Raw genomic sequence first — 26,644 nt, forward strand, 5'->3', positions numbered from 1 at the left:
GAAGCCGTGGGACATGGAATTGGCTGGTTGGTCCTGCGGATCCATATCCGGCTGCCGCCCGGGAAGATCTGCCGTCTCAACGCCGCATAACGGCCACGGCGAATCAGAGGGCCACTGCGGGCCTGAATCTTGTGGTGCCACCCTATTCCTTCCCCCGTACCAGGCCGTCAGCTGCCCGCAGCGCCCGGCGCACTGCGCGGAAGGGCGCCGGGAAGGTCCGGCATGCCCCCCAGCCTATAGTTCCGGCGTCGGCCGTCCTAGCGTTCCGCCATGCCGGAGGCTGCTGAACAGGACAAAGGCTGCCTGATAAGGGAATATATAACTATGAAGGCACGCATTCTGGTGGTTGATGATGATGAAGCGCTGGCCGAAATGATTGGAATTGTACTTCGCAATGACGGCTTTGAGCCGGTCTTCTGCGCCGATGGCGCCCAGGCGCTGGACGTTTTCCGGTCATCCAGGCCGGACCTTGTACTGCTGGACCTCATGCTTCCCGGCGTGGACGGCATCGAGGTGTGCCGGCAGATCCGTGCCGAATCGGACGTGCCCATCGTCATGCTGACCGCCAAGTCGGACACCTCTGACGTCGTCCGCGGCCTGGAATCAGGAGCCGACGACTACGTGCCCAAGCCGTTCAAGCCCGCCGAGCTGGTGGCGCGTGTCAGGGCACGCCTCCGCCCGGGCGACCAGAAAGCACCGGAAACCCTGCGGATTGCCGATATCACCATCGACGTCGCGGGGCACACCGTCAGCCGGGGCAACGAACGGATCTCGCTCACGCCGCTCGAATTTGACCTCCTGGTGGCACTGGCACGCAAACCGTGGCAGGTGTTCACCCGAGAGCTGCTGCTCGAGCAGGTCTGGGGCTACCGCCACGCTGCGGACACGCGACTGGTGAACGTCCATGTCCAGCGCCTGCGGTCCAAGATTGAGCGTGATCCGGAGGCTCCCGAAGTTGTAATGACGGTGCGTGGTGTCGGCTACAAAGCAGGGGCCTGACCCCGCTGCTTCCGGGGAGGGACGCAAAGCCGGCGTACCGCCGCCCGAACCCCCCTCAACCGGAGGCCCCCCAACTGTTCAGGGGGCAGGCGGGCTGCAGCCGGCCCCCGAACACTCGGACTCCCTGACGCCCGGATTCCGGGAACTGGCCTTTCGGGGGCGCATCTGGCAGCGCCGGGCCCTGATTGTCAGTCTTCGCGTTGCACGCCTCGTCGGTACAGGCTTCCGCCGCTTGCTTCCGGCACTGCGCCACCTCGGTCGCGCCCTCCAGCGGCGGTGGCGCCGCTCCCTGCAGTTCCGCACTGTCCTTACTACTCTGCTCCTGGCCGTCACGTCCTTCGCAGCGGTCGGGGCATACCTCTCCCATCAGATCGCCAACAATCTGTTCCAGGAGCGCCTGACGCAGGCGGAGTCGGAGACCCGTTACAACGTCAAGCAGGTCCAGGACACGTTCGACGGCGCCCAGGTCACCGACCAGTCCAGCGTCATAACCCTGGTGTACGACACCCTGAACGCCGTGGAAGGCAGGGGCTCCGTCATCCAGCGCCGCTACGTGTTTGAAGCGATGCCTGAGCAGACCAAGCCCAGGAACCGGTGGGTTGAGTCCCGCGCTTCGGACCAGTTGACGGTGAGTGTTATCCCCCCTGAACTGCGGAAGGCGGTCCAGGAATCCGGGAAGGACCAGTATTGGGCATCCACTGTCATTCCCGTGGGCACCGAGGACAGGCCGGGAATCGCCGTTGGCAACAAGGTGACGTTCAACGGAACCGTTTACGAGCTGTACCTGATCTACGACCTTAATACCGCCCAGCAGACCCTGGATGAAATCCAGCGCGTGCTCTGGGCAGGCGGCGCAGTGCTGGTGCTGTTGATCGGCGCAGTGGCCTGGTACGTGACCCGCAACGTGGTCAGCCCGGTCAGCCATGCCGCCATGGTTTCCGAGAAACTTGCGGCCGGGCAGTTGCAGGAACGGATGGTGGTCCGCGGCGAGGACGAGGTGGCGCGCCTTGGTGCGTCCTTTAACCACATGGCTGCCAGCCTCCAGGAACAGATCACCCAGCTGGCCACCCTGTCCCAGATGCAGCAGCGTTTCGTGTCCGACGTCTCGCACGAGCTCCGGACTCCGCTGACCACCGTCCGCATGGCAGCTGAGGTCCTGTATGACGCCCGCGATGATTTCGACCCCATCAACAAGCGGTCGGCGGAACTGCTCTACAACCAGGTGGAACGCTTCCAGTCACTGCTGTCCGACCTGCTGGAGATATCCCGCTTCGACGCCGGGGTGGCCGTCCTGGATGCTGAGCCGGAGGACATCCTGCAGGTTGTTGGGCACGTCATCGAAGGGGCGGCGCCGGTGGCGGCTGAATACGGTTCGGAGATTGTCCTCAGTGCCCCCGCCGAGCCCATCGTGGTGGACATGGACGCCCGGCGCATCGACAGAATCCTGCGGAACCTGATCCTCAATGCCGTTGAACACGGTGAGGGGAAACCCGTCACCGTCACCGTGGCAGCCAACCAGGCCGCCGTCGGAATTGCTGTCCGTGACCGCGGCATAGGCATGGAGCCTTCGGAGGCCGCCCGGGTCTTTGACCGGTTCTGGCGTGCGGACCCTGCCCGGGCCCGCACCACGGGCGGCAGCGGACTGGGCCTGTCCATCGCCATGGAGGACACCAAACTGCACAACGGCTGGCTGCAAGCCTGGGGCAGGAAAGGTTCCGGCGCCAACTTCCGGCTCACCCTGCCGCTCCACCAGGGGGAAAACTTCGATACGTCGCCTGTCCAGCTCGAACCCGATGACGTCATGGCTCCCGGTGAACCGCGCAACATTCCCAGGGAAATGGACAACCGCAACATGCTGGTCCTTGAAACCGGCGCTGCGCGCCTGGCCCCGGTGCCGACGTCGAAAGAAACTCCATGATGCCCCGCCGCCTGCTCCTGGTGAAAGGCGCCGCCTTCCTGCTTGCCCTTGCGTTCGTGCTGGCCGGCTGCGCGCGCATCCCCACCTCCGGACCGGTGGGAAAGAGCAGCGAAGGCAGCGCAGGCAACCTCAGCGCACCCGTGTTCCTCCCGGCAGCACCGCAGCCGGGCGCCTCGCCCGAGACCATCATCGACTACTTCTACCGGGCCGGAAGCGGGTATGAGGACGACTACGCCGTCGCCCGCCAATACCTGACCCAGGCTTCCTCCGTGTCCTGGAAGCCGGACCAGCGTGCCCTCGTCTACAGGGACGCCCGGGTGGTGGCCACAGACACCGAAAACGTCTACAACTACGAGCTCGACGTCGCCTACACGATCGATGCGGACGGGATCGCCACGCAATCACCGGAAGGAACAGTGGAGAAGATCCCCGTGACCGTCACCCAGGTCGACGGTGAGTGGCGCATCTCTGCAATTCCAGACGGTACAGCCATCGCCGAAGAGACCTTCAAGGTGATCTACGGCGCCTATCCCATCTACTTCTACGATCCCACCTTCACCTTTGCGGTTCCGGACGTGCGGTGGTTCATCAGGAATAAGACCGTGAAGGCGATGACCAGCGCCCTGCTTGCCGGGCCTGCACCGTACCTGCGGGGCGCGGTGGCCAGCGCTTTCCCGTCCGGCATCAAGCTGGCCCGTGAATCCGTCCCGGTGGTGTCCGGGGCAGCGCAGGTGGACCTGACGGCGAAGGAACTGATGGAGACCTCCCCGGAGGACCGCCTGCGCATGCAGATGCAGCTGACACTGACGTTCCGCAGCCAGCCCGATGTGGTCAATGTGGAGCTGCGGGCGAACCAGGACCTGGTTCGGGTGGAGGACGACGGATCCGTGCTGCCGCCGGTGCAGGACAAGAGCGTGCCGTCGCGCCAGATCGCCATCAGCGGCAACGAGCTGGTGAGGTACGAGAACAACAGGGTTTCCCCGCTGCCGGACATGCAGCCGGTTTCGGCACTGAATCCCCGGTTCCCCGCGGAATCCCCGGTATCGCAGACGGCAGCGTTCCTCAACGACGGCAGGACCACCCTCTACGGCATCAACCCTGGACAGCCGGCACGGTCCCTTACCACCCGGAGCACGCTGAGCCGCCCCTCCTTTGACCTCAACGACTGGGTGTGGACTGCAGGGCCGGGAGCGAACGGCGCCACGGAAGTAGTTGCCTACCGCCCGGGCGGGGTGGCCGAGGGGGCGTCCGTCCCTTCGGTCACGCTGGCCCCCGCATGGCTCGCCGGCCGGACCGTCAAGGAACTCCGGATCTCGCGGGAGGGGGTGCGGGCCCTGGTCATATCGGAACAGAACGGCAGGACGCGGGTACAGGTGGCCGGCATCATCCGTGGCGGTGACGGAACCCCTCGTGAACTGACGGCACCGGTCACCTTGGCCACCGAGAGCAACCCTGACCAGGGGGCGTGGGTCAGTGACACAACGGTGGCGGTGATGAAGGGGGCGGCGGCGTCCAACGTCACGCCGGAACTGCTGTCCCTCACGTCGGGCCAGCCGCAGCAACTGGCTCCGTGGCCCGGGCTTGTGGCCCTCAGCGCGGGAAATGGCGCCGAAGAGGTCTACGGGCAGTCAGCCGAGGGCATTTTCCAGCGGCTGGGCAACGGTTGGTCACCGCAGATCAAGGGACCTATCGATCCGTCCTTCCCCGGTTAACCACAGGAGCTGCGGCGGAACTGCCGCATGCTTCCCCAGCAATGTCCACATGCCATGACGGAGGACTGTCCTTCAACGCCCGCGGCGTGGAACGTGGAGCCATGACCAGTCCAGCTTTCCTGCCTCCCTCTGGCCGCCGCCCCCGGACCGATCCCGATCTTTTTCCCCTGCCACCCCGATCCGCCCGGCACCGGTCGGAGCACAGCAGCCGGTTGCTGCGCCTGGCGGAGCAGCTGTCCGGCGCGGCCGCTGAGCTGCTGGCATTGGCCGTTCCGGTGGATTGCGTGTGCTGCGGCGCTGAAGACCACGCGCTCTGCGCCGCCTGCGACCGGCAGATCAGGCGCCTGACCAGGGATCCGTTCCGTGCTGAGACCGGAGCGCCGGCGCTGATGGACATTGGCGGGAGGGTGCTGCTGCCGGTCGTAGCCTCCGGCGTGTACCGGGAGGAACTTGCGCAGGCGCTCCTGTCGTTTAAACGGCACGGCCAGCATCAGCTCAGGAGCAGCCTTGGCAGGGCACTTGCCCGCGGTGTCCTGGCCGCGGCGGGGGAGGGGCAGGCAGCCTGTCTTGTCCCCGTTCCCACCAGTTCCACGGCCTTCATGAGCAGGGGTTTCAGCCCCGTCCACCTGCTCCTGGCACAGGTGGCGCGGCTGATGCCGGGAGTCACGGTGGCGGACGTCCTGGGCAAGGCCGGCAGGGCGGGCGTCCGGGTGGCCGGAGGGCAGAAGGGGCTCGGCCGGGGAGCCCGGGCCAAGCGTGTTCGCGGCTCAATGAAGGTCCGGCGCCGGGATGGGGTACGGATTGCCGGACGACGCTGCATCATCGTCGACGACGTCCTCACCACCGGCGCCACCCTTGCCGAAGCGGCCCGGGCTTTGCACCAGGCGGGGGCCGTAGTCACCGGTGCGGTGGTCCTGGCCGCGACACGCCCGCCCGACGCTGCTGGCGCCGGCACGGAGGCCTCCGGGGCCGCGGAAACAACCATGACTTAGAAAAAAATAAACCGGGAAAGGATGAATAACGGATGGCTATGAACTAACGTCGGTGGTGGGTACCAAGAACAGAATGTACCTGTCGATGGCGGCTCGGAGAGGGGCTTGACTGTCAAACAGCTCGGCCCAGCGAAGTGCCGCCGTCGTGTCACCGAAGTCATTTGGAGGGCACCATGGAGTTTATGATCAGCGGACGAAATCTGACAGTTTCAGACCGGTTCCGCGAATACGCCGGGGAGAAGATCTCAAAGATCGAGTCGCTTGGAGACAAAGTCCAGCGCGTCGATGCCAAGGTCTCCAAGGAGACGAATGCCCGGCAGACCGGCGACCAGCTGACCGTTGAGGTGACAGTATTGGGCCGTGGACCTGTGATCCGTGCCGAAGCCAGTGCCGCCGACAAGTTTGCAGCGTTCGATCTTGCATACAACAAACTGCTTGAGCGTCTCCGCCGCGCCAAGGACCGCAAGAAGGTCCACCACGGGCGGCACACTCCGAAGGCCGTCCGGGAAGCGACCGCCACACTCGAGCCTGCCAGTACCCACGAACCGCTTTATGTCGAGGCGAGCCACCGGAACGAAGCCACGGCAGCGCCTGTTGACAAGTCCCCTTATGACGTGGACAACGACATCCCGGCCGGGGATTCCCCCGTGCTGATCCGCCGCAAGGTCTTTCCGGCCGCATCCCTTTCGCTGGATGACGCCGTGGACAACATGGAGCTTGTGGGCCACGATTTCTACCTCTTCGTGGACAAGGCAACCAATACGCCGTCGGTGGTTTACCGGCGCCGCGGCTGGACTTACGGTGTCATCACGCTTGACCACGAATGCGAGCCCGGGGACACGGTAATCGAGGAAAAGATCCTTGCCTACCGCTCGGATGAATCTGCAGCGAACGCTTAAGGTGGCCATAGCCACCAGAGAGGACTGACGTGCCACCGCTGAGCCTGGACCAGGCACGGCGGATCGCCTTGGCAGCGCAGGGACTTCACAAAGGACGGCCCGCCGGCCCCGTAACTTCACGGACGGTGGGCCGGACCTTTGCCCAAATACAGCTGGTACAGATCGACTCCGTCAATGTCCTTTCACGCAGCCATTTCCTCCCCTTTTTCTCAAGGCTTGGCAATTACGACCGCACTATCCTGCAGCGGATGTCCGGCACCCACCCACGCCGCATGGTGGAGTACTGGGCCCACGAGGCAAGCTATATCCGGCCCGAGCACTACCAGGACCTCCGGCTCTGGCAACGGCGCGCCTGGGTGGGTGCAGGGCGGATGGATCCCGGTCAGCGCGCCGCCATCACGGCCAAAATACTCGAAACCCTTGCCAGCAGCCGTCCCCTGACGGCTTCGGAACTGACCGCCAGGATTGGCCACGTCGAGGAAAAACAGGAAGCGAACTGGGGCTGGAACTGGAACGCGGTCAAGCGGGTGCTGGAGCATTTGTTTGAGGAGGGGCTGGTCTCCGCGGCCTCCCGGACAGAACAGTTCGAGCGCAAGTACACGCTGGCTGAACGAGTGCTGCCACACGCGGACCGGAACAGCGACGCGGATCCGGCGGCGGCGCTGCACCGGCTGACGGAGGCCGCAGCTCAGGCCCACGGCATCGGAAGCATCCGCTGCTTTGCCGACTACTTCCGCACGCCCGTCAAGGCAACCGCCCAGTCCGTTGAGCATCTGGTGCGGCTGGGCAGGCTTGAACCCGTAACGGTAGCCGGCTGGAAACGTGACATCTACCGGCACGTGGACGCCGTGCTGCCACGCCGGGCCGTGGGGCGCGCCCTGCTCAGCCCGTTCGACTCGCTGGTCTTTGAGCGCCGCCGGCTCGAGGAACTGTTCGGGTTCCACTACAGGATCGAAATCTATACTCCGGAAAATAAAAGGCGCTTTGGCTACTACGTCCTTCCGTTTCTCCTCCGTGACAGGATCGTCGCCCGCGTGGACCTGAAAGCCGACCGCGCCGGCGGGAAGCTGCTGGTGAGATCCGCCTTTGCCGAGCCGGAAGCACCGGCGGACACCGGCGTCGAACTCGCCGCGGAACTGGCCCTCATGGCCCAGTGGCTGGGGCTGAGTGCGGTGGAGGTGCAGCCCACAGGCGACCTGGCGCCGGGCCTCGCCAAAGCGGTGGCACTCGGATAGGTGAGTATCAGCTCTGAGGGAAACCGGCGTCTGCCGGTGGTCTCTCCCGTAGACTAAAAACGCCAGAATTCGGCGGCATGAGACTGGGAGCATTTTCACGTGGCATCACTTATCGAAAAACTACTCCGCACGGGTGACAAAAAAACCTTGCGGCAACTGCGGAACTATGCCGACTCCATCAATGCACTCGAAGACTCGTTCAAGACCTTCACCGACGCTGAACTCCGCGAGGAAACGGACCGTCTGCGCGAACGGCACCAGGACGGCGAGAAACTGGACGACCTGCTTCCGGAGGCCTTCGCCGCGGTAAGGGAAGCCGCGTCCCGGACCCTGGGCATGCGGCACTTCGACGTCCAGCTGATGGGTGGCGCCGCCCTGCACCTTGGCAACATCGCCGAAATGAAGACGGGTGAAGGCAAGACCCTAGTGGCAACCGCTCCTGCCTACCTGAATGCCCTCACCGGCAAGGGTGTGCACGTGGTGACTGTGAACGACTACCTGGCCGAATACCAGTCCGACCTGATGGGCCGCGTCTACCGGTTCCTGGGCCTGACCAGCGGGTGCATCCTGTCCAACCAGGATCCTGCGCTGCGGCGCCAGCAGTATGCAGCCGACATCACGTACGGCACGAACAACGAGTTCGGGTTCGACTACCTGCGCGACAACATGGCCTGGGACCGGAACGAACTGGTCCAGCGCGGGCACCACTTCGCCATCGTGGACGAGGTGGACTCCATCCTGATTGACGAGGCACGTACGCCACTGATCATCTCCGGCCCCGCCCAGGGCGACACCAACCGGTGGTACAGCGAGTTTGCAAAGGTTGTTCTCCGGCTGCAGCCCGAGAAGGACTACGAGGTCGATGAGAAAAAGCGCACCGTCGGTGTGCTGGAGAGCGGCATCGAGAAAGTCGAGGACTACCTCGGCATCTCCAACCTGTACGAATCGGCGAACACTCCGCTGATCGGGTTCCTCAACAACGCCATCAAGGCGAAGGAACTGTTCAAGCGGGACAAGGACTACGTCATCCTCGACGGCGAGGTTCTGATTGTTGATGAGCACACGGGCCGCATCCTGGCCGGGCGCCGCTACAACGAGGGCATGCACCAGGCGATCGAGGCCAAGGAAGGCGTCGAGATCAAGGCCGAAAACCAGACGCTGGCCACGGTGACCCTGCAGAACTATTTCCGCATGTACGGCAAGCTTTCCGGCATGACCGGTACCGCGGAAACCGAGGCTGCCGAGTTCATGAGCACCTACAAGCTCGGCGTCGTGCCCATTCCCACCAACCGGGATATGCAGCGCATCGATCAGCCGGACCTGGTCTTCAAGAACGAGACCGTCAAGTTCGACGCAGTGGTGCGTGACATCGCCGAACGCCACGAAAAGGGCCAGCCCGTCCTGGTGGGCACCACCAGCGTTGAAAAGAGCGAATACCTGTCCCGGCTCCTTGCCAAAGAAGGCATCCGGCACGAGGTCCTGAACGCGAAGAACCATGCCCGTGAGGCTGCGATCGTCGCCCAGGCCGGCCGCAAGGGAGCCGTCACCGTGGCTACCAACATGGCCGGCCGTGGTACGGACATCATGCTGGGCGGCAATGCAGAGTTCACCGCGGTTGCCGAACTCGCAAAGCGCGGACTGGACCCGGAGGAAAATTCGGAGGAGTACGAATCCGCCTGGCCGGCAGCCCTGGAAGCAGCCAAGCAGTCGGTGAAGGACGAACATGAGGAAGTGCTGAACCTCGGCGGTCTCTACGTCCTGGGCACCGAGCGGCACGAATCCCGCCGGATCGACAACCAGCTCCGCGGCCGGTCCGGACGCCAGGGGGACCCGGGCGAGTCCCGCTTCTACCTGTCCCTGACCGATGATCTGATGCGGCTTTTCAACTCTGGTGCTGCCGAACGCCTCATGAACAGCTCGGTACCGGACGACGTCGCGCTGGAATCCAAGCTTGTCTCCCGGGCCATTGCCTCTGCGCAGGGACAGGTGGAAGGCCGCAACGCCGAGCAGCGCAAGAACGTGCTGAAGTACGACGACGTGCTGAACCGCCAGCGCGAGGCCATCTACAGCGACCGCCGCCGAATTCTGGAAGGCGACGACCTGCACGAGAAGGTGCAGTTTTTCGTTGAGGACACCATCACGGCACTGATCGACGACGCTACGGCGGAAGGGAACGGCGACGACTGGGACTTCCAGCAGCTCTGGACCAACCTGAAGACGCTGTACCCAGTGACCGTCGCGGCCGAGGACATCATTGATGAGGCCGGCGGCAAGTCGCGCCTGACGGTGGAATTCCTGAAGGAAGAGCTGCTGTCCGACGCCCGCCTGGTCTACCAGGCACGGGAGGAAGCCATCGGCTCCGAGAGCATGCGGGAGCTGGAACGCCGTGTGGTCCTGTCCGTCATCGGGCGGAAGTGGCAGGAACACCTCTACGAGATGGATTACCTCAAGGAAGGCATTGGCCTGCGCGCCATGGCCCAGCGCGACCCGCTCGTCGAGTACCAGCGTGAAGGGTTTGTCCTTTTCCAGAGCATGATGGAGGCTATCCGCGAAGAAAGTGTTGGGTTCCTGTTCAACCTGGAAGTGGAAGTCACGCCTGCACAGGACGTCGTGGTTCCGGATGCCGCCGGCGGCCACACTGAACATGTTGAACCACAGGTGAAGGCGGCTGGCCTGGAAGCGCCTGAAAAGCCAGCTCAGCTGCAATACACGGCACCGAGCGAAACTGGCGGAACCCAGACCCGGGTGGAGACGCGATCGTCCGGACGTTCCGGAAATCCCGCCAAGGCAGCGGCACAGGATGCGGCCCGGCGGTCGACGGGCAAGAAGAAGCGCCGCTGACCCAGCGGTTGTTGATCGTGTGCCCCCCACGGTAGGCAACTAAGGAGGCAGGTCCGTAAGTTCCGGACCTGCCTCCTTTCTGCATATCAGCCGATGACAAGTTGGGTCACCCTCCACACCTGCTTGCTGCGCTCCAGCCGGACGGCTACGGCGCGGGCACGGACGTCATCCACCACCACCGCGCTTGCTTCAAAAACACCTTCGGCGACTTCGCAGACGCGGACCGAGCGGACGATGGAATTTCGGTGGAGCCGGGCCAGCGCCGGGTTTCCGGTGCGGTTTATCTCCCGCCTGATGAGGGAAGCGCGGTGCTGCAGATTCCCCAGGCAACGCGGATCCAGCCGGCGGGCCAGTTGGTGGATAGGCCGTATCCCGGCCAGTACTTCCATGGCGGCCTGGACGGTGCCGCGGGTGATGGCCCGTACCTCTGCTGTTTCGTCCACTGCCCGAAGCTCTGGTGCATTTGGCGGCCGGGGAGTTCTGGTGCGGCGCTGGTCCAGCGGAACTCCCGCTGTCCCCGGCGCCCGTCCTGTTCCAGGATTGCTGGCTGTTGGTCCCTGGGCGGCACGGATTGGCGTGACTGCAGACATGGATTCCCCTTTGTAGTGGTTTCGTTTGATGAATTCGTGCCGTCGGTGCCCGGCGGGTCAAGTTCCTGCCGGGTGGCGGCTGGTTAGGCAGGTGCCGGCGGCAGCAGAACCTGACCCGGGAGGAGGACATCCGGGTTCTGGCCAATGAGCTCCCTGTTGGCTTCGTACCAGCGCGGCCACTCGAGGGCTATGTCCACGTCCGACGCTCCGTGGCCCAGATGGTTCGCCACAATGCCCCACAGGCTGTCGCCGGCAAGGACGGTCACGGCCCCGGCAGGCCAGCCCGTTGCCGGTGTGGAGAAATTACCGCGGACGGGCGACGCGGCCAGCGGCCCGGGTTCGACGACAGGTCCCCGCGGCTGCCACCCGGGCTCAAACGTTGATGGGAAAGTGTCGCTGGAGGGGGCCTCAGAAGCCGGTGAAGCCGGGGGTCCTGCGGTTTGTGCCCGGGCCAAAGCGTTGACCCCGGCGTCAGTCGAGGTTCGCTCCTGTCCCTGGGTTGTGGGTGCCCATTCCGGCCCCGGTGCTGCCGCATTGGCTGCAGCCCCGGACAAGAGTTGGAACGACACTGTGGCAATGACCAGCCGCCGCATGAACGCCGGTGCCATGCTGCCTGCCGCTGCGGCGGCATCCATCCTGCCACGTTTCTCAAGAATCAAACCGGCTGCCGCACTGGCGAGGGAAAGCAGCCACCAAAGGAGCAGGATGGCACCGGAGGCTGTTGCGGCCGCCCCCAGAATCTGGTCGACGGTGAATTCGTGGTTCCGGGCAATGGATTCCTGCCATTGGTCGAGGAGCCCCGCGCCGATGACTGAAAGCAGCACGCCCAGGAGTAGCAGGCCGGCGGCTATGGTTGCGTCGGCGCCGAGGGTGGAGTCGGTTCGTGCCATCTTTACCCCTTTGATGCACTTTGATGCAGTTTGATGTGACTGGTTCAGTTTGCTCCGGTATCTTCATGTTTGTCCAGACGTTGGAGGGCGGAAGTTTTTTTGCTTGACCCGCCGGGGAGGCGGCCCTACTCTGGCCGGATGCGCTGGGATGCACTCTTCAATGACATGGAAAGCCAGTTGGCGGAGTCAGACAGGCTCTCGCTCGACGCCGAAGTCAACGAACGCGCCAGGGCCGAGGAGGTGGACTTGGGGCTGGCTGACAGGTTGCGCGCAGCTCTCGGTTGCCTCGTAGCTGTGCATTTGTCAGGCGGGGAAACGCTGCACGGAACACTGAGCCACGCGGGTGCGGACGCCCTGGTCCTGCATGAGGATCCTCACCAGATCCTGGTTCCCTACGCCGCGGTAGCCCGGTACACGGGCCTGGACAGGTTCTCGCGTTCCGAGCCGTCTCAGGTGCGCCGGGCGTTGGGTCTCGCGCACTCTCTGCGCGCCCTCGCCAGGGACCGGGCTGCGCTCACCGTTACCTTGGGATCCGGCCCCGGCGCCGGCACCGTCCGCCTCGAAGGGGTCATCGACAGGGTGGGCAGGGATTACCTCGACCTCGCGACAGTGGTTCCGGGGGAGCCGCGCCGAAGCCCTCGTGTCACAGGGGTTTCGACCGTTCCGTTCACGGCATTGGCAGCTATCAGGTCGCCCCTTGTGCGGGACATGTGACCGCACGGCCGGAAGGTGTCCGGGACGCGCGCCTGGTCAGACCGACCGGGACTTGGACTCCTGGATCATGCGGCTGGCCTCGGCGTAGCGCTCCTCGATGTACTGTTCGAGCATTTTCTCTTCCACGCGCCACTGGCCGCGCCCGCCCACCTGGATAGCCTTCAGTTCTCCGCTTCGCACCAGTGCGTACGCGGCAGGCGAATTGATCTGGAGCTGCTCGGCGACATCCGCGAGCGTCAGGAACCTGGGCATGCCTCCATTTTGCCACTACCTGAATCACTTTGCGTTCGTTATCCACAGATTGGCCTTGTTTACACCAATGACTTTCGTTTTGGCGGCCCTGGCCGCAACAATGAGGTGTCCGGCCGCAACGGGGGTGCCGGCGCTACCAGGGGGAGATACGGCATGGTTCCAGAATCGACGGCCACGGCTGCGCGCCTGAGGCGCCCCTCCTGGAAGGATCCCCGCCTGCTGATGGGCATAGTGCTGGTCCTGGTGTCCGTGGCAGGGGTGGTTTTCCTGATCAATAGTGCGGACCGGACCACGGAGGTCTACGCGGCCCGTGACGGCATCGCAGTGGGAGAGGAGCTGACCCCTGAAAACGTTGTCCGGGCCAAGGTCCGGCTAGGCGAAACCGAGCAGCATTACATCCCCGTTGAATCCGGTTTGCCGGAAGGGGTGGTGGCCGTGCAGCGGATCGGCAAGGACCAGCTTGTACCCCGGGCAAGCCTTGGTGAAGTTGATGACCTTGACCGCAAACCGGTGGCTATCAGCATCGAGGAGACCCTTCCGTCGCAGGCGGTAGCTGGTGCCAGGGTAGACGTTTGGGTAGCCCAGCCGGATGCGAAGAACGGCTTCAGCGAGCCAAAGCTCCTTCTTCCCGGAGCTGAGATAGCTGAGGTGGCAGAAGGTTCCTCTGCGCTCGGCTCCACCAAGACAACGGTGCTTATGGTCCTCGTGGAGGACGGCCAGATGCCGGCTCTGCTCGGCGCGCAGGCCAACGAAGCCAAGATTTCGGTTGTCTGGAATCCGGGTGGCGGCACGAGATGAGCATTCCGGTGGTCACCGTAGGCCAGAGCCGGGAGGATCTGGTGGGCGGACTTGAACGGCTGCACGGCCCTGTAACGGTCGTCAGGAGATGCGCCGAACTCCCGGAACTGCTGGCCGCATGCCAAAGCGGGCTGGCGCGGGCTGCTGTGGTTGCGGATGGCAGTGAGGGATTGACGGCTTCGCTCGTGGACAGGCTTGAAGCCGTGGGAGTCGCCATCATCGCGCTGACGGATAATGCCGAAGAAGCCGCCAGGCTGCGGAAAATCGGCGTCTCCTGTGCTTTGTCCGGGGTGGAATCAGCTGAGTTGTCCCGGCGGATCGCGGAGGCAGTAGAGCAATTGACGACTGCAGGCCGGCGATCCTCCGGCCGTACCTCCTCCCTGGCGGACACCGGCGCAGCCCTCCAGGCGGAGCCGGCTGACACACCCGCAACTTCTCCCGAGGGCCCGGGGGCAGGACGGATTATTGCCGTGTGGGGTCCGGCAGGGTCTCCGGGACGCACCACCCTCGCGGCCAACATCGCCGGCGAGCTGGCCGCGGACGGGCAACAGGTGCTCCTCATTGATGCCGACAGTTACGGAGCAAGTATCGCCGCCGTGCTGGGTTTGCTGGATGAATCAGCCGGCTTGGCGCAGGCTTGCAGGCTGGCCGACCAGGGGAGGCTGGACGATGCCGCCCTGGCACGGATTGCCACCCCCGTTGCCACTGCTTCCGGCACCTTCAGGGTGTTGACGGGCATTACCCGGGCAGACCGGTGGACCGAGCTTCGGGCGCCCGCCCTTGCGCTGGTCCTGGAGCGGGCACGCCGGAACGCTGACGCCATCATTGTCGATACCGGCTTTTGCCTCGAAGCAGATGAGGAACTCAGCTTCGACACCATGGCCCCCCGCCGCAATGCCGCCACACTGCGTCCGCTCGAGCTGGCCGACACAATTTATGCGGTCGGCGCCGCGGATCCGGTGGGAGTGCCCCGCCTGGTGCGTGGGCTTGCGGAACTTGAGGCCGCAGTGCCGCAGGCCTCTCCGGTTGTGGTGATGAACAAGGTACGTGCATCGTCTGTGGGCAGGAATCCCGAACGGCAGTTGCGTGACGCCTGGGAGAGGTTTGGCCCGGCGGCTGCCCTCAAGGAGTTCCTTCCCTATGACCCCGCAGCTGCGGACGCAGCCCTCCTGTCAGGTTCACTGCTGCTTGAGGCGGCACCCGAGTCGATGCTTCGCCGTGCAGTGCGGAGGCTCGTTTGTGCACCTGACCAGCAAAAGTCCAGATCCTCTGTTTTTTCTTCCACAGCACGGCGCCGGGTAAAGGACTAGGCTCGCCATAAGAGCTGCAATGGAGCGGCAAAAACTTGTGATGGAGGCGTGTGTCGATGTCGTCGGGATCCAGCGTGGAGGATCAGCCACTTTCCATTGAAGGCGCTGAGGGCTTCATTGGGGACTACTACCAGCATCTGGCCGAGGAGGACGCGCGGAGTTATCCCCGCGATATACTCGTCGCCCGGGCAGAGAACCACCGTGAGGTTGCGGCTGTACGGCGGCCCGGCCAGGCGAAAACCGCCATCATCGACGAGGAAGACAGCAGTGTCGTCTTCGTGGTCACGGACGACATGCCGTTCCTGGTTGATTCGGTTAACGCGGAACTTGTCCGCCAGCACGCCGCAATCAAGCTGGTGGTCCACCCCCTGATCGTGGCCACCCGCAACAGGGAAAACGGAAACCTGGTCAAAGTGAACAGGGTCCCGTCCCACATCGGAATCTCCAGCGGTGATACGGCGGCGATGCCCAGCCTGTCCCACCTCATTGCGCAGGGCGAAGACGCCTCACACATGGAGTCCTGGATCGCCGTCGAAATTAACCGCGTATCCGAAGAAGCCAAGACTTCATTGCTGGAGGGCCTCAACCGCGTCCTTAATGATGTGCGGGCTGCCGTGGAGGACTGGCCGAAAATGCGCCAGAAGGCCCGCCAGATCTCCGAGAGCCTGGACCAGGTGGCAAACCCGGCTCAGATCGCCGAGCTGCGGCAGGCGAAGGACCTCCTCCGCTGGCTGGACGACGGCAACTTCACCTTCCTGGGCTACCGGGAGTACGACCTCATCAATGTGGACGGCGAGGATGTCCTTGAGCTGCGCGAGGACAGCGGGCTGGGGCTCCTGCGCGCGGCCGCCGACTCACCGCACATCCAGCACCTCACCGACACGGGGCGGAAGAAGGCGCGGGAAAAGCGGGCCCTTGTCATCACCAAGGCCAACTCCCGCTCCACCGTCCACCGCTCCGCCTACCTGGACTACATCGGGGTCAAGAGCTTCGACGCCGCCGGCAACGTCAACGGCGAGCGCCGATTTATCGGACTCTTTGCCACCAGCGCCTACACCGGCTCCGTCCGGAACATCCCGATTGTCCGCGAGAAAGTGGACGCCGTCCTGCGCAGCGCCGGCTTCCCGCCTGACTCCCACTCCGGCAAGGACCTGCTGGGAATCCTGGAAACCTACCCCCGCGACGAACTTTTCCAGATTGAAATCCCTGACCTGGCCGCAACTGCCCTGGGCATCCAAAAACTGCAGGAGCGCCGCAGGACCCGGCTGTTCCTGAGGCCGGACATTTACGGGCGGTTCATGTCCGCCGTCGTCTACCTTCCCCGCGACCGGTACACCACCAACGTCCGGCTCCGCATTGAACAGGAACTGCGCGAAACGTTCCAGGCCGTGTCCATTGACTACGAGGCACGCATGACCGAGTCGGCACTCGCACGCCTGTTCTTCCGCATCCGCCTGCCCAAGAACGCGGACGTCAGCCACGTGAACACCGCCGAACTCGAGAAACGGCTGGTCCGGGCGGCCCGCTCCTGGAGTGAAGGCATCGCCGAGGTCCTGCGTGAGGGGCGGGATGCCGAGGAAGCCAAGGAGCTCGCCGCGATCTGGGCTGAAGCCTTCCCCGCAAGCTACCGGGTGGATTACGAGGTGGAGGATGCCCTGGAGGACATCGCCCGCTTCGAGAAATATGGTGCGGCCGCCGAACGTGCGGTGGGAGCCCGCCAGGAACGGCCCGGTGTCCACGTCTACCTTCCCGAAGGGGCAGGGGCGACGCTCGAAGAGGACGCCCGTGTGAAGCTCTACATGCTCGAGCCCAAGAGCCTGAGCCAGATCCTGCCCTACTTCCACAACCTGGGGCTTGAAGTCCTCGACGAGCGCCCGTTCGAGATTGAAACCGCGGACCGCCGTGACTTCTTCCTGTACGACCTGGGGCTGAAGTACCCGGCGGGTGTGGATCCCGTGTCCACCGGCGAACTGCTGGCCGATTCGTTCAGCGCCGCAGTGACAGGGGCCGCCGAATCGGATGCGTTTGACCGGCTTGTCCTCCGTGAGGGCATGCACTGGCGGCAGGTCACCATGCTCCGCGCATACGCCCGGTACATGCGGCAAATGGGAAACAGCAACTCCTTCGGCTTCATGGCGGATACCCTGCTGGCCAACCCGGACGTCGCCAGGGGCCTGAGCGCGCTGTTTGCTGCGCGCTTCGACCCGGACCTCAACGACGCCGAGCGGGCGGACGCCCAGGAGACCGTGCGGCAGGAGCTCGCTGCCTCGATCGAGAAGGTGGCTACGCTCGACGCCGACAGGGTCCTGCGCACGTTTGCAAATCTGATCGAGGCCACACTGCGGACCAATTACTACCAGGACAAGCGGCACCTGAGCTTTAAGCTTGATCCCTCCCGGATCGACGGGCTGCCGTTCCCGCGGCCCATGTTCGAAATCTGGGTTTACGCACCCCGGGTGGAAGGTGTCCACCTCCGCTTCGGCAAGGTTGCCCGCGGCGGGCTAAGGTGGTCGGACCGCCGGGAGGACTTCCGCACCGAGGTCCTGGGCCTGGTGAAGGCGCAAACCGTCAAGAACGCCGTCATCGTGCCCACCGGTGCGAAGGGCGGATTCTTCGCCAAGCAGCTTCCGGACCCCGCCGTGGACCGGGCCGCCTGGATGGCTGAGGGGGTCGAGAGCTACAAGACGTTCATCAGCGGCCTGCTCGACCTCACCGACAACCTCGTGACGGAAAGCGACGGCGAAAGGCTCGTGCCGCCGTCGAACGTTGTCCGGCACGACGACGACGATTCCTACCTCGTGGTGGCTGCAGACAAGGGAACGGCCACGTTCTCCGACATCGCAAACGGGCTGGCCGCGGAATACGGTTTCTGGCTTGGCGACGCCTTCGCCTCCGGGGGATCCGTGGGATACGACCACAAGGCCATGGGCATCACTGCCCGCGGTGCCTGGGAATCCGTGAAGCGCCACTTCAGCGAACTCGACCTGGACACCCAAACCCAGCCATTCACGGTGGTAGGCGTCGGCGACATGTCAGGTGACGTCTTCGGCAACGGGATGCTGCTCTCACGGCACATCCGCCTGGTGGCCGCCTTCGACCACCGCCACATCTTCCTGGACCCCAACCCGGACGAGGAGGCCTCGTTCGTGGAACGTCAGCGGCTGTTCGAACTGCCGAGGTCGTCCTGGGACGACTACGACAAATCGCTCATCAGCGAGGGCGGCGGTGTCTTCCCGCGGCAGACTAAATCAATTCCGGTATCGCCGCCGGTCCGCGCAGCGCTGGGGCTTCCTGCCGAGACGACCGAACTCAGCCCGCCGGAACTCCTGCGGGCGATCCTCCTGGCCCCCGCCGACCTGCTGTACAACGGTGGCATCGGGACCTACGTCAAGGCCAGCACCGAGTCCAACGCGTCGGTGGGGGACAAGGCGAACGACGCCATCCGGGTTGACGGCCGGGACCTGCGCGTCAAGGTGGTGGGCGAAGGTGGAAACCTCGGCATGACCCAGCGCGGCCGAATCGAAGCCGCATTGCAAGGGGTGATCCTCAATACCGACGCCATCGACAACTCCGCCGGCGTGGACTGCTCCGACCATGAGGTCAACATCAAGATCTTTGTCGACCGGATGGTTGCGGCGGGCAAGCTCTCCCCGGAGGAACGGCCCGCGTTCCTCGCCTCGATGACCGATGAAGTCGCCCGTCTGGTGCTGGAAGACAATATCGACCAGAACATCCTGCTGCTGAATGACCGGACCAAGGTGGCCGAGTGGAGCCCTAGCTACGAGCGGCTGATGGACTGGCTGGAAAAGAAAGCCGACCTGAAGCGGGACCTCGAGGCGCTGCCCACCACGGAGTCACTGCACGAGCGGCTGCAGCAAGGCCAGGGGCTGACGTCCCCTGAGCTTTCGGTCCTCGCAGCGTACGCGAAGATCGAACTGACGTCCGCACTCCGGGACAGCAAGCTTGCCGACGACCCCTGGTTCCGGCAGACGCTGCGGGACTACTTCCCCCGGCAGTTGCGCGAGCGCTTCGACGCCGAACTGGACACCCACCCGCTGCGCCGCGAAATCATCGCGACGGTGGTGGCCAACGACATCATCAACCTAGGAGGCATCACCTTCGCCTTCCGGGTCATGGAAGAGACCTCGGCCAGTGAAGTTGCTGTCGCCAAGGCGTTTGTGGCGCTGCGGGAAATCTACGAACTGGATTCTATGGTCGGGGAGCTCAACAGCCTGCCTGCATCGTTCCCGACGGAGCACTGGAGCACCGTGCACCTCGACATCCGGCGCCTTCTGGACCGGGCGGTCAGGTGGCTCCTCACCCAGGGGTCCATTTCCCAGCCGATTGCGGATGTGGTGGCAGAGTTCAAGCCGCTGATGGATCCCATGCGTGCCCGTCTGCTGGACTACCTGCGCGGTGATGACCGGAAACGGGTTGCCGGCTGGCTTGAAACAGGGCGTGAATGGGAACTTCCGGAAGGGCTTGCACTGCGGTGGGCCGAGCTCTTTGAGAGCTTCGTGCTGCTGGATATCGCCAAGATAGCCCGGGCCCGGAAGGAACCGGTGGAGGAGATTGCTGCCGTTTACTACACCGTGTTCAACCGCTTCCATGCAGACTCGCTGTTGGAACGGATCAGCAGCCTTCCCCGGCAGGACCGGTGGCAGGCCCTGGCCAGGGCGGCACTGCGCGACGACTTGTATTCCACAGTTTCGGATATGACGACGGCGGTGCTGGACGCTACAGAGCCGGGTGACTCGCCGGAGGCGCGCCTCAAGGAATGGGAGGCGCGGAACGCCGAGCAGCTGGGACGGGCGAAGAGCATGTTCGACGAGGTGAACGCCCTCGAGTCGGACGATATGGCCTCACTGTCGGTAGCATTGAGGCTCTTGAGGTCAATCGTCCGACGCTAGCCAATCCGGCGTCGCAAATGGAGGTGCAGTGGCAATCTTTACGGACCCCATCAGGGAACACGCTGATTTCGGGCCGGGCGATGCCGAGTGGCTGCACCTGCTGGTGGGGGACTGGCAGATGGTGGCGGACCTGGCGTTCGCTGACCTGGCGCTCTGGTTCCCCCACCCGGACCATGGGTACATCGCACTGGCGCACGTCCGGCCGTCCACCACCCACACGGTCTTCCACGGGGACTTTGTGGGTGAGGGAATCCGGTCGGACCTGCAGCCGCTAGTAGACAAGGCGTGGAACAGCCGGGCTATCGAGCGCTCCAGCGAAACAAACTGGAGCAGCGACATGGCACTCCGGGTGGAGGCCGTGCCCATGGTCCGCAACGGCCGGACCCTGGCAGTGGTCACCACGCACATGGACCTGTCCAGCTCCCGGATGCCTTCCCGCCTTGAACTCACGTACCGGCAGTGTGCTTATGACCTGCTGCGGATGGGCACTCTCGGGCTGTGGCCGGACTTTGCCTCCCCCACAGGATCACGACGCGGTGCGCCGCGCGTGGGGGACGGGTTGATCCGCCTCGACGCAGAGGGGGTGGTGCAGTATGCCAGCCCCAACGGGGTCTCCGCGTTCCGGCGCCTCGGTGACGGGGAATCCCTGGAGGGCCGATCGCTCGCCGAGGTCACCGCAAGCCTTCTGAAGGACCGGCGGATGGTGGACGAGACCCTGCCACTGGTGGTCACGGGCAGGATGCCGTGGCGGAGTGAGATCGAGTCCCGCGGAGTCAGCCTGTCCCTGCGGGCCATTCCGCTCCGGGACGAACAGCAGCGCTTCGGCGCACTGGTCCTGTGCCGCGACGTCTCCGAGCTGCGGCGCCGGGAGATGGAACTGGTGACTAAGGATGCAACCATCCGCGAGATCCACCACCGTGTGAAGAACAATCTCCAGACTGTCGCCGCGCTGTTGCGGATGCAGTCCCGACGAATGGTCAGCGAAGAGGCGAAGCAGGGGCTTGAACAAGCGATGCGCCGGGTCGCCACGATTGCGCTGGTGCACGAGACCCTGTCCCAAGGGCTTACCCAGAGCGTCGATTTTGACGAGCTGATCGGACGCCAGTTCAGGCTTTCCGCGGAAGTTGCTTCTCCTTCCCAGCAGGTAAGGACCGAGCGGTCCGGCACGTTCGGTGAACTGCCGAGTGACCTTGCCACGCCACTGGCCCTCGTCATCAATGAACTCGTGACCAACGCGGTGGAGCACGGCCTGGAGGGCAGGGCGGGAACCGTGTGGCTCATTGCGGACCGTTCCGAGGGGGAAGACGGCGAGGACCTTACTGTGACGATCGCCGACGACGGCGTGGGACTGCCGGACACGCCCCACGTTGAGGGACTTGGCCTGCAGATTGTGCGCACGCTGGTGACCAGCGAACTGGGCGGCACCATCCAGTGGCAGCCGCGCGAGGGAGGTGGCACCGCCGTACAGATCCGGCTCAGCCTGTCCGGCAAGTAGACGTGGCAGGCGTGCCTCAGTTGGCGCCCGCTTGTATTAAACGGAAAGAGCCCCTGCCGCAGCTTGCGGAAGGGGCTCTTGCGTTGCTGTTAGGAAGCGCGGCGCGCGCGGGCTGCGCGGCGCTTGAGGGCGCGGCGTTCGTCTTCGCTCATGCCGCCCCAGACGCCGGCGTCCTGCCCGGACTCGAGTGCCCACTGCAGGCAGGTGTCTACGACCTCGCACCGGCGGCAGACGCTTTTGGCTTCCTCGATCTGTAGCAGGGCCGGGCCTGTGTTCCCCACGGGGAAGAACAGTTCCGGGTCCTTATCCAGGCACGCTGCGCGGTTACGCCAATCCATGCTGATCAGTTGCTCCATTTCTGGGAAGTGCTTCTTGTGAAATAATTCACTAGTAGCTACAAAGGAAAAGGGCCCGGCAGGGCCCCCTTGGTCATCTGAATCAAGCCTGTCATGTTAACGCTGTGTAAACAAGGGGTAATAACGCCCGATATCCCCGTAACGCTGAGCGATACATCACACTGCCCATGCTGGCCCTCACCAATGACCGACTATGTCCGGTAGGGTGCCAGTGTGTCAAGACCCCCGGAAGATCCCGAACCGCCGGCCTCCCCGAGGGGGGCGAAGCCCGTATCCGGCCGCGATGGCGCCCGGGCAAGAGGAAGTGCGCCGCCGGCCGCCATCATTGTGGCGCTGATTGTTGCCGTTGAGGCGACTGCCCTTCTGGCGGCGGCAGGCTGGTATGGCTATCAACTGCTGGCCGGAAGCCCTGTCCTGTCCTTGTGGGGGGCGGTTTTCACTCTCGTACTCCTGCTTGCGTTCGCTGTCTGGCTTTTCGCCGTGGCGGTCTTCCTCTACCGGGGGTACCGCTGGACCCGTGCGGCTGCCCTTGTGGCCCAACTGTTCGTTCTCACCATCGGTTTCCCCACCCTCACCGGCGGCCTTGTCGCCCTCGGGCTGGTGATGCTCGTGCCGGCGGTAACGGCCACCCTGCTCCTGTTCCACAACAGGGTCATCAGCTATGCATCCCGGAGCGGAAGCGCCCCGCCCGCATTGTAACGGGAAGTAGCCGTCCGGTGGCCGGCCTGCTCCTTTATGCCGGCATCGGAAGCCCATGCCACTTGGATGGCGCGGGCCCGTCCTGCGGAGATGAGCACCGCCCTGCCCGGGGGTGGAGCCGGTTCCACTTCGAATCGCACCCCAAACGCGTCGCCGTCCGCAACGGACGCCGGTCCAAGCAGCAGCGCCGTTCCGGCAGCACGGGAACCCATGACGGGCGGAACCCGCTGCAGGAGCAGCGGACTGTAGTTGGCAGTCAACACCAACGGCTTGCCGAGTGCCTGCAGCTCCGAGAGGTCACGCATGGCGGCCGGCGACAGTAGGTCTGCGTCGTCAGCGAGCAGCACAGCATCCGTGGGCAGGTCGCCGGCACGGGCAGCCGACAGTACCCTGGCCCATGGGTTGGCTTCCGGTATTCCAGAGCTTGGGCGGAGCCAGTGATGACCGGGGTTCAGTTCCTCCAACACCTTCAAGGTGTTGGTCTTGCCGCTGCCGGACCGACCGAGGACGGCGACGGTACTTGCGGAAGCCAGCCGAAGGTAAACAGGAGAAGGCTCGTCCCCGCCCACTCCAATGAGCAGGTCCTGCGGCGTCTGTCCGGGTGCAGCGTTTACAGGCCCGGCCGCAGGCGCTTGGAGGCCGCGCACTTGCGGCGCCGAGATCCGCAGGGGCAGCGGCTCCACCCGGAATGGCGGTGGTTCAGTGGGGCCAACGCCCGACGGACCGCCGGGCCAGTTCCGGCCGGGCGCCAGCCGGAACAGCTGGCAAACTGCGGAATCACGGCCTGCAGCCGGGCCGAAAGCCACGGCCCTGCTTTTGATTGCCGTCGTGGACGGCAGACGGGGCCAGCCCGCCCTGCTCTCATGGTTTGAACCGGCGGGAAAGTAGAGCCTGTTGGGCAAAGCCCCGCAGAACCTGGCGCTGACCAGCTCACGGTCACCCGAAATAACCACTGTGATGCCCGCCCGGCCACCGTCCCGGACCACATCGTGCATGAGCTCCTCCGCCCACGCCAGGGGACCCGATCTAAAGGCCGACACCCACGAGCCCCAGCCGGAGACCACCACCACCAGGGGAACTGCCCCCTCCCCGGGCCTGCTGAGCCGGCGAATCATTTCCTGGGCTACACGTTCCAGGATCCGCACGGCACGGCGAAGCTCATGAACACCGGTGGAAGCACCCACGCGCGGGTGCCTGGCCACATCACTGAAGGATCCAGTGCCGTCGAGGACGTAGCAGTGCGCCGGTTCGGGGTGGGCCAGTAGACCCCGAAGCACCAGCTGCGCCGCTTCGTCTGTACCGGATTCGGGGGCACCAATCAGCGCCAGGTGACTGTCGACGTCCGGTCTCCAAACGAGCGGACGAACAGCTTGTGCCTTCGGCAGGTCCGATGCTCCAAGCGTGATGGCCCAGACAGAGTCGCCGGAAGATGGGCTGTACCCGGTGGCATCCGCCAGAGGCTCAATGATCTCAGTGGGCAGGGGAGGGGCGACCGGAACACGTGGCACAACTCCCTGCCGGGACGCCCATTCTTCACGAATCACTGCGATAAGGGGCGCAACGGCCTGCGCAGGAGTCTGCGGTTCCGCTTCTTCAGGCTCAGGCATGCCTGAAGAGAGATGGTCCGTAGTGAGCTCCACAGTGATGGTCCCGTCCGGGGTTGTCCCGGGGCGGACCAGATTGGTTGTTGCAGCCTGGAACTCCCGGGCTGGTTCCGTGCCCCGGGCCAGGAATGCCCGTCCGGGGGCGTCAACGCCGATGGCGGCTGCCTCCTTGGAACCGATGATGTCAACGGATTCCATGTCCGACTGCACCCTCAGGGCGATGCTGGAGGTGACGTTGGCCCGGATATCAGCCGTCAGCGCTCCCTGTGGCCGCTGGGTCGCCATGACGAGGTGGATACCGAGGGATCTGCCGATGGATGCTATCCGCATCAGCTCGCGGATTACCTCCGGTGCATCGTCGACGAGCATACGGAATTCGTCAATGATGATCACCAAGTGGGGAAGGGCGAATCGTTCGGCTTCCGCTGTGGACCTGTACCCGGCAAGGTCCGGAACCCGCGCGGCCGCCAGCGCTTCCTCACGCAACCGGATTTCCGCCCGCAGCGAGGTCAGCGTGCGTTCCAGTTCGTCACTGTCCAGGTCGGTCAGCAGCCCCACGCAGTGGACCAGGCCGGTCAGCGGGCCGAGCCCGGAACCGCCCTTGAAATCCAGGAACAGGAAGTTGATGCGGTCGGGCGGATGGGTGAGTGCCAGGGCCAGGGTGAGGCTGCGCAGCAGCTCCGATTTGCCGGCCCCGGTGGTGCCGGCCACCAGCACATGCGGTCCATCGGCCTGGAGGTCGAGCATCCTGGCCCCGTCCGCGTCGAGTCCCAGCGGGGCGGCAAGGCCTGCATCCCGGATGCTCGAATCCCAGCGTGCAGCCACGTGGGCGGGCGACAATGGCAGTACATCCTCGAGGGCGCAGGTGCGCGGGATTGGCTGCCTCCCAATGTTCCGCCGGCTTGGGGCAGTGGCAAGCTGCCGGCAAAATCCGTCAAAGACTTCGTCATGTGCCAGGTCGGCCACGAACCTGGTGTCTTCTCCCTGTCCGCGCAGCGTTGAGCCGTGGTGGTGCAGGACGACGTCAACGTTGAGTGTGGCGGCTGCTGCGCTGGAATGGAATTCCAGGACCTGCCAGCCCTGCCGAAGCGCTTCTTCCGTGAGTATGGCGGCCGTCCTGCCGTCAGCTGTGGCGTCTGCAAGCAGGAGGACACCGTGCTCATAGTCGGGTGCGAATCCCTCCCTCAAGGAACTTCGGCAGGCCTCTGCTGCCACCATGAGGACGACATCAGGAAGATACCGTGCGGCCAGGGGGAGGCTCGTTGACTGCCCGTAGATGATGAGCCGCGTGCTCCTGCACCGGGGATATCCCGAGAGTTGCATGATGATGGACCTGATCATTCCGTCCCGGAGTGGTCTCGTCCCGAGGAAGACGGTCCGGGGGTGCAGCAGGTCGAAGGTAACCGGGACCGAGCCAACGGATGGGACATCGAGGGCGGCGGCCGGTACCGCTACGATATTGGCGTCCTGCGCCACCTCGCCCAGCCGCAGCCATATGCCACCTTCATCGGGTGCGGAAGCACTTTTCCTGGTCCCATTCCGCAAGGCCAGGGCCATAACCGCAAGCGAAGGTCCGGATGCCAGGCGCCTTTCCCGGTCCTGGGTCACCGCTTCCCTGACTGCCCTGGCGGTATCCCGCCGTTGGCGCCGTCCGGCAACAACGGGAACCAGGAGGACAAACGCCGAGGAAGCAGCGAAGGCCAAAAACATCCACATGCCCGTAAAGAGGGCCAGTCCGACGCCTGTGGCCAGCGGGAGGGCGGCTGTCACAAGAAGGGCGGCCCGGTTTCCCGCATCCGCCCTCCCCGGGACAGCGATCGGTTCCTGTGCCGATGCTCCGGCCTTGGCCAGGGACTTGATCGGGACGTCGGCGAACATCAGGGACATGGTTGAATTACCGCACGTGATGGTTGATCCCGTGGAGACGGCCGAGTACCGGATCCTCCCGCCGTCCACGTAGGTGCCGTTGGCGCTGTCCAGGTCCTCGATAAAGATGTCTTGGTCAGTCAGCGTAAGGCGCGCATGCTCCCGGGAAAGCTCAGCGTCCGGAATGACGATCCGTGTATTGCTCCTGCCCACGGTATATTCGCCGCGCTGCAGCGGTACGACGGTTCCGGCACCGGCGCCAGTGTGGACGGCAAGGACAAGCCCGGCAGGATGGGCGCCGCAAGGACGGAACCGTTGCTTCCGGCGCATTGGTTCCGTGCCGCCGTCGACCAGTATTGCCCCTGTGACGAGGGGCGGGATCCCCAACCTGGCCGACTGCAGGTCCTCACCGGCGACGGTGACCGTACCCGTTCCGAATTTCTCCGTGAGCTGCCGGCAGATCAGGGTGCCTGGAACGCCGTCAGGGGCTTCGATCGTCAGCTCGAGCGGGTGGGGGGCCAGGCAGGACCCGGGTCCGCCCACCAGTGTGCAGTGCAGTCTCAT

18 protein-coding genes are annotated in these 26,644 nt (G+C 64.6%); 13 read left to right on the forward strand and 5 right to left on the reverse strand.

The window, feature by feature from the left end:
- Nucleotides 1-324 precede the first annotated feature (324 nt).
- The 7 genes from mtrA to secA all read left to right on the forward strand — a co-directional run bounded on the left by mtrA (nucleotide 325) and on the right by secA (nucleotide 10,596).
- A complete protein-coding gene (mtrA, locus tag AC5RTT_RS02255; RefSeq protein WP_009356825.1) occupies nucleotides 325-999 on the forward strand; it encodes an MtrAB system response regulator MtrA in 675 nt (224 codons plus the stop codon).
- A 124-nt stretch (nucleotides 1,000-1,123) separates the two neighbouring features.
- Nucleotides 1,124-2,917 (forward strand): MtrAB system histidine kinase MtrB, encoded by a 1,794-nt coding sequence (mtrB, locus tag AC5RTT_RS02260; RefSeq protein WP_494143907.1) that lies wholly within the window; start codon nucleotides 1,124-1,126, stop codon nucleotides 2,915-2,917.
- Nucleotides 2,917-4,629, forward strand: a complete 1,713-nt coding sequence (locus tag AC5RTT_RS02265; protein WP_494143908.1) for an LpqB family beta-propeller domain-containing protein — start codon at nucleotides 2,917-2,919, stop codon at nucleotides 4,627-4,629. Before mtrB ends, AC5RTT_RS02265 begins: the two co-directional genes overlap by 1 nt.
- Before the next feature lie 101 nt (nucleotides 4,630-4,730).
- Nucleotides 4,731-5,621, forward strand: coding sequence for a ComF family protein (locus AC5RTT_RS02270; RefSeq protein ID WP_494143841.1), 891 nt, complete (start codon nucleotides 4,731-4,733; stop codon nucleotides 5,619-5,621).
- 173 nt (nucleotides 5,622-5,794) lie between these two features.
- On the forward strand, nucleotides 5,795-6,520 hold the full coding sequence (hpf, locus tag AC5RTT_RS02275; RefSeq protein ID WP_494143842.1) for a ribosome hibernation-promoting factor, HPF/YfiA family: 726 nt from the start codon (nucleotides 5,795-5,797) through the stop codon (nucleotides 6,518-6,520).
- Between the two features lie 29 nt (nucleotides 6,521-6,549).
- Entirely contained in the window at nucleotides 6,550-7,755 is a 1,206-nt protein-coding gene (locus tag AC5RTT_RS02280) for a winged helix-turn-helix domain-containing protein (protein ID WP_494143843.1), read from the forward strand.
- A 99-nt stretch (nucleotides 7,756-7,854) separates the two neighbouring features.
- The gene (gene secA / locus AC5RTT_RS02285; protein ID WP_494143844.1) at nucleotides 7,855-10,596 is read left to right on the forward strand and encodes a preprotein translocase subunit SecA; all 2,742 of its coding nucleotides are present in this window, start codon (nucleotides 7,855-7,857) and stop codon (nucleotides 10,594-10,596) included.
- Nucleotides 10,597-10,682: 86 nt separating this feature from the next.
- Here secA and AC5RTT_RS02290 read toward each other — a convergent pair whose 3' ends face one another.
- Both AC5RTT_RS02290 and AC5RTT_RS02295 read right to left on the reverse strand, forming a co-directional pair.
- Nucleotides 10,683-11,039, reverse strand: a complete 357-nt coding sequence (locus tag AC5RTT_RS02290) for an Rv3235 family protein (RefSeq protein WP_494008736.1) — start codon at nucleotides 11,037-11,039, stop codon at nucleotides 10,683-10,685.
- Between the two features lie 230 nt (nucleotides 11,040-11,269).
- On the reverse strand, nucleotides 11,270-12,076 hold the full coding sequence (locus AC5RTT_RS02295; RefSeq protein ID WP_494143845.1) for a LysM peptidoglycan-binding domain-containing protein: 807 nt from the start codon (nucleotides 12,074-12,076) through the stop codon (nucleotides 11,270-11,272).
- A 138-nt stretch (nucleotides 12,077-12,214) separates the two neighbouring features.
- Between AC5RTT_RS02295 and AC5RTT_RS02300 the strand changes: the two genes are divergently transcribed.
- The gene (locus AC5RTT_RS02300; RefSeq protein WP_494143846.1) at nucleotides 12,215-12,790 is read left to right on the forward strand and encodes a hypothetical protein; all 576 of its coding nucleotides are present in this window, start codon (nucleotides 12,215-12,217) and stop codon (nucleotides 12,788-12,790) included.
- Between the two features lie 36 nt (nucleotides 12,791-12,826).
- Here the strand turns inward: AC5RTT_RS02300 and AC5RTT_RS02305 are convergent, their stop codons facing one another.
- The gene (locus AC5RTT_RS02305; protein WP_009356834.1) at nucleotides 12,827-13,042 is read right to left on the reverse strand and encodes a helix-turn-helix domain-containing protein; all 216 of its coding nucleotides are present in this window, start codon (nucleotides 13,040-13,042) and stop codon (nucleotides 12,827-12,829) included.
- A gap of 153 nt (nucleotides 13,043-13,195) precedes the next feature.
- Between AC5RTT_RS02305 and AC5RTT_RS02310 the strand changes: the two genes are divergently transcribed.
- From AC5RTT_RS02310 to AC5RTT_RS02325, 4 genes are read left to right on the forward strand one after another with little or no spacing between them, the layout of a single operon-like run.
- Nucleotides 13,196-13,840: a hypothetical protein gene (locus AC5RTT_RS02310; protein WP_494143847.1), complete on the forward strand. Its 645-nt coding sequence runs from the start codon at nucleotides 13,196-13,198 to the stop codon at nucleotides 13,838-13,840.
- The gene (locus AC5RTT_RS02315) at nucleotides 13,837-15,150 is read left to right on the forward strand and encodes a CpaE/TadZ family protein (RefSeq protein ID WP_494143848.1); all 1,314 of its coding nucleotides are present in this window, start codon (nucleotides 13,837-13,839) and stop codon (nucleotides 15,148-15,150) included. The genes AC5RTT_RS02310 and AC5RTT_RS02315 overlap by 4 nt, the downstream gene beginning before the upstream one ends.
- A 56-nt stretch (nucleotides 15,151-15,206) precedes the next feature.
- Complete coding sequence (locus AC5RTT_RS02320) at nucleotides 15,207-20,060, forward strand: NAD-glutamate dehydrogenase (RefSeq protein WP_494143849.1); 4,854 nt, start codon at nucleotides 15,207-15,209, stop codon at nucleotides 20,058-20,060.
- Between the two features lie 28 nt (nucleotides 20,061-20,088).
- Nucleotides 20,089-21,555, forward strand: a complete 1,467-nt coding sequence (locus tag AC5RTT_RS02325; protein ID WP_494008730.1) for a sensor histidine kinase — start codon at nucleotides 20,089-20,091, stop codon at nucleotides 21,553-21,555.
- Between the two features lie 89 nt (nucleotides 21,556-21,644).
- Here AC5RTT_RS02325 and AC5RTT_RS02330 read toward each other — a convergent pair whose 3' ends face one another.
- Nucleotides 21,645-21,893 (reverse strand): WhiB family transcriptional regulator, encoded by a 249-nt coding sequence (locus tag AC5RTT_RS02330; RefSeq protein ID WP_009356837.1) that lies wholly within the window; start codon nucleotides 21,891-21,893, stop codon nucleotides 21,645-21,647.
- Between the two features lie 231 nt (nucleotides 21,894-22,124).
- Here AC5RTT_RS02330 and AC5RTT_RS02335 point away from each other — a divergent pair, with 231 nt between their 5' ends.
- Nucleotides 22,125-22,610: a hypothetical protein gene (locus AC5RTT_RS02335; protein ID WP_494143850.1), complete on the forward strand. Its 486-nt coding sequence runs from the start codon at nucleotides 22,125-22,127 to the stop codon at nucleotides 22,608-22,610.
- On the opposite strand, the gene AC5RTT_RS02340 is transcribed toward AC5RTT_RS02335, so the two are convergent.
- A complete protein-coding gene (locus tag AC5RTT_RS02340) occupies nucleotides 22,571-26,644 on the reverse strand; it encodes an FtsK/SpoIIIE domain-containing protein (RefSeq protein ID WP_494143851.1) in 4,074 nt (1,357 codons plus the stop codon). The genes AC5RTT_RS02335 and AC5RTT_RS02340 overlap by 40 nt on opposite strands.

This window comes from Arthrobacter sp. Y3221157 (genome assembly GCF_059089865.1).

What these genes read in the sequence shown, in the direction of transcription:
- AC5RTT_RS02295 (WP_494143845.1), bottom strand. Translation starts at nt 12,076, where the DNA reads ATGGCACGAACCGACTCCACCCTCGGCGCCGACGCAACCATAGCCGCC.
- AC5RTT_RS02310 (WP_494143847.1), top strand. Translation starts at nt 13,196, where the DNA reads ATGGTTCCAGAATCGACGGCCACGGCTGCGCGCCTGAGGCGCCCCTCC.
- AC5RTT_RS02315 (WP_494143848.1), top strand. Translation starts at nt 13,837, where the DNA reads ATGAGCATTCCGGTGGTCACCGTAGGCCAGAGCCGGGAGGATCTGGTG.
- AC5RTT_RS02265 (WP_494143908.1), top strand. Translation starts at nt 2,917, where the DNA reads ATGCCCCGCCGCCTGCTCCTGGTGAAAGGCGCCGCCTTCCTGCTTGCC.
- mtrA (WP_009356825.1), top strand. Translation starts at nt 325, where the DNA reads ATGAAGGCACGCATTCTGGTGGTTGATGATGATGAAGCGCTGGCCGAA.
- AC5RTT_RS02340 (WP_494143851.1), bottom strand. Translation starts at nt 26,644, where the DNA reads ATGAGACTGCACTGCACACTGGTGGGCGGACCCGGGTCCTGCCTGGCC.
- AC5RTT_RS02330 (WP_009356837.1), bottom strand. Translation starts at nt 21,893, where the DNA reads ATGGATTGGCGTAACCGCGCAGCGTGCCTGGATAAGGACCCGGAACTG.
- hpf (WP_494143842.1), top strand. Translation starts at nt 5,795, where the DNA reads ATGGAGTTTATGATCAGCGGACGAAATCTGACAGTTTCAGACCGGTTC.
- AC5RTT_RS02300 (WP_494143846.1), top strand. Translation starts at nt 12,215, where the DNA reads ATGCGCTGGGATGCACTCTTCAATGACATGGAAAGCCAGTTGGCGGAG.
- AC5RTT_RS02270 (WP_494143841.1), top strand. Translation starts at nt 4,731, where the DNA reads ATGACCAGTCCAGCTTTCCTGCCTCCCTCTGGCCGCCGCCCCCGGACC.
- AC5RTT_RS02320 (WP_494143849.1), top strand. Translation starts at nt 15,207, where the DNA reads ATGTCGTCGGGATCCAGCGTGGAGGATCAGCCACTTTCCATTGAAGGC.
- AC5RTT_RS02305 (WP_009356834.1), bottom strand. Translation starts at nt 13,042, where the DNA reads ATGCCCAGGTTCCTGACGCTCGCGGATGTCGCCGAGCAGCTCCAGATC.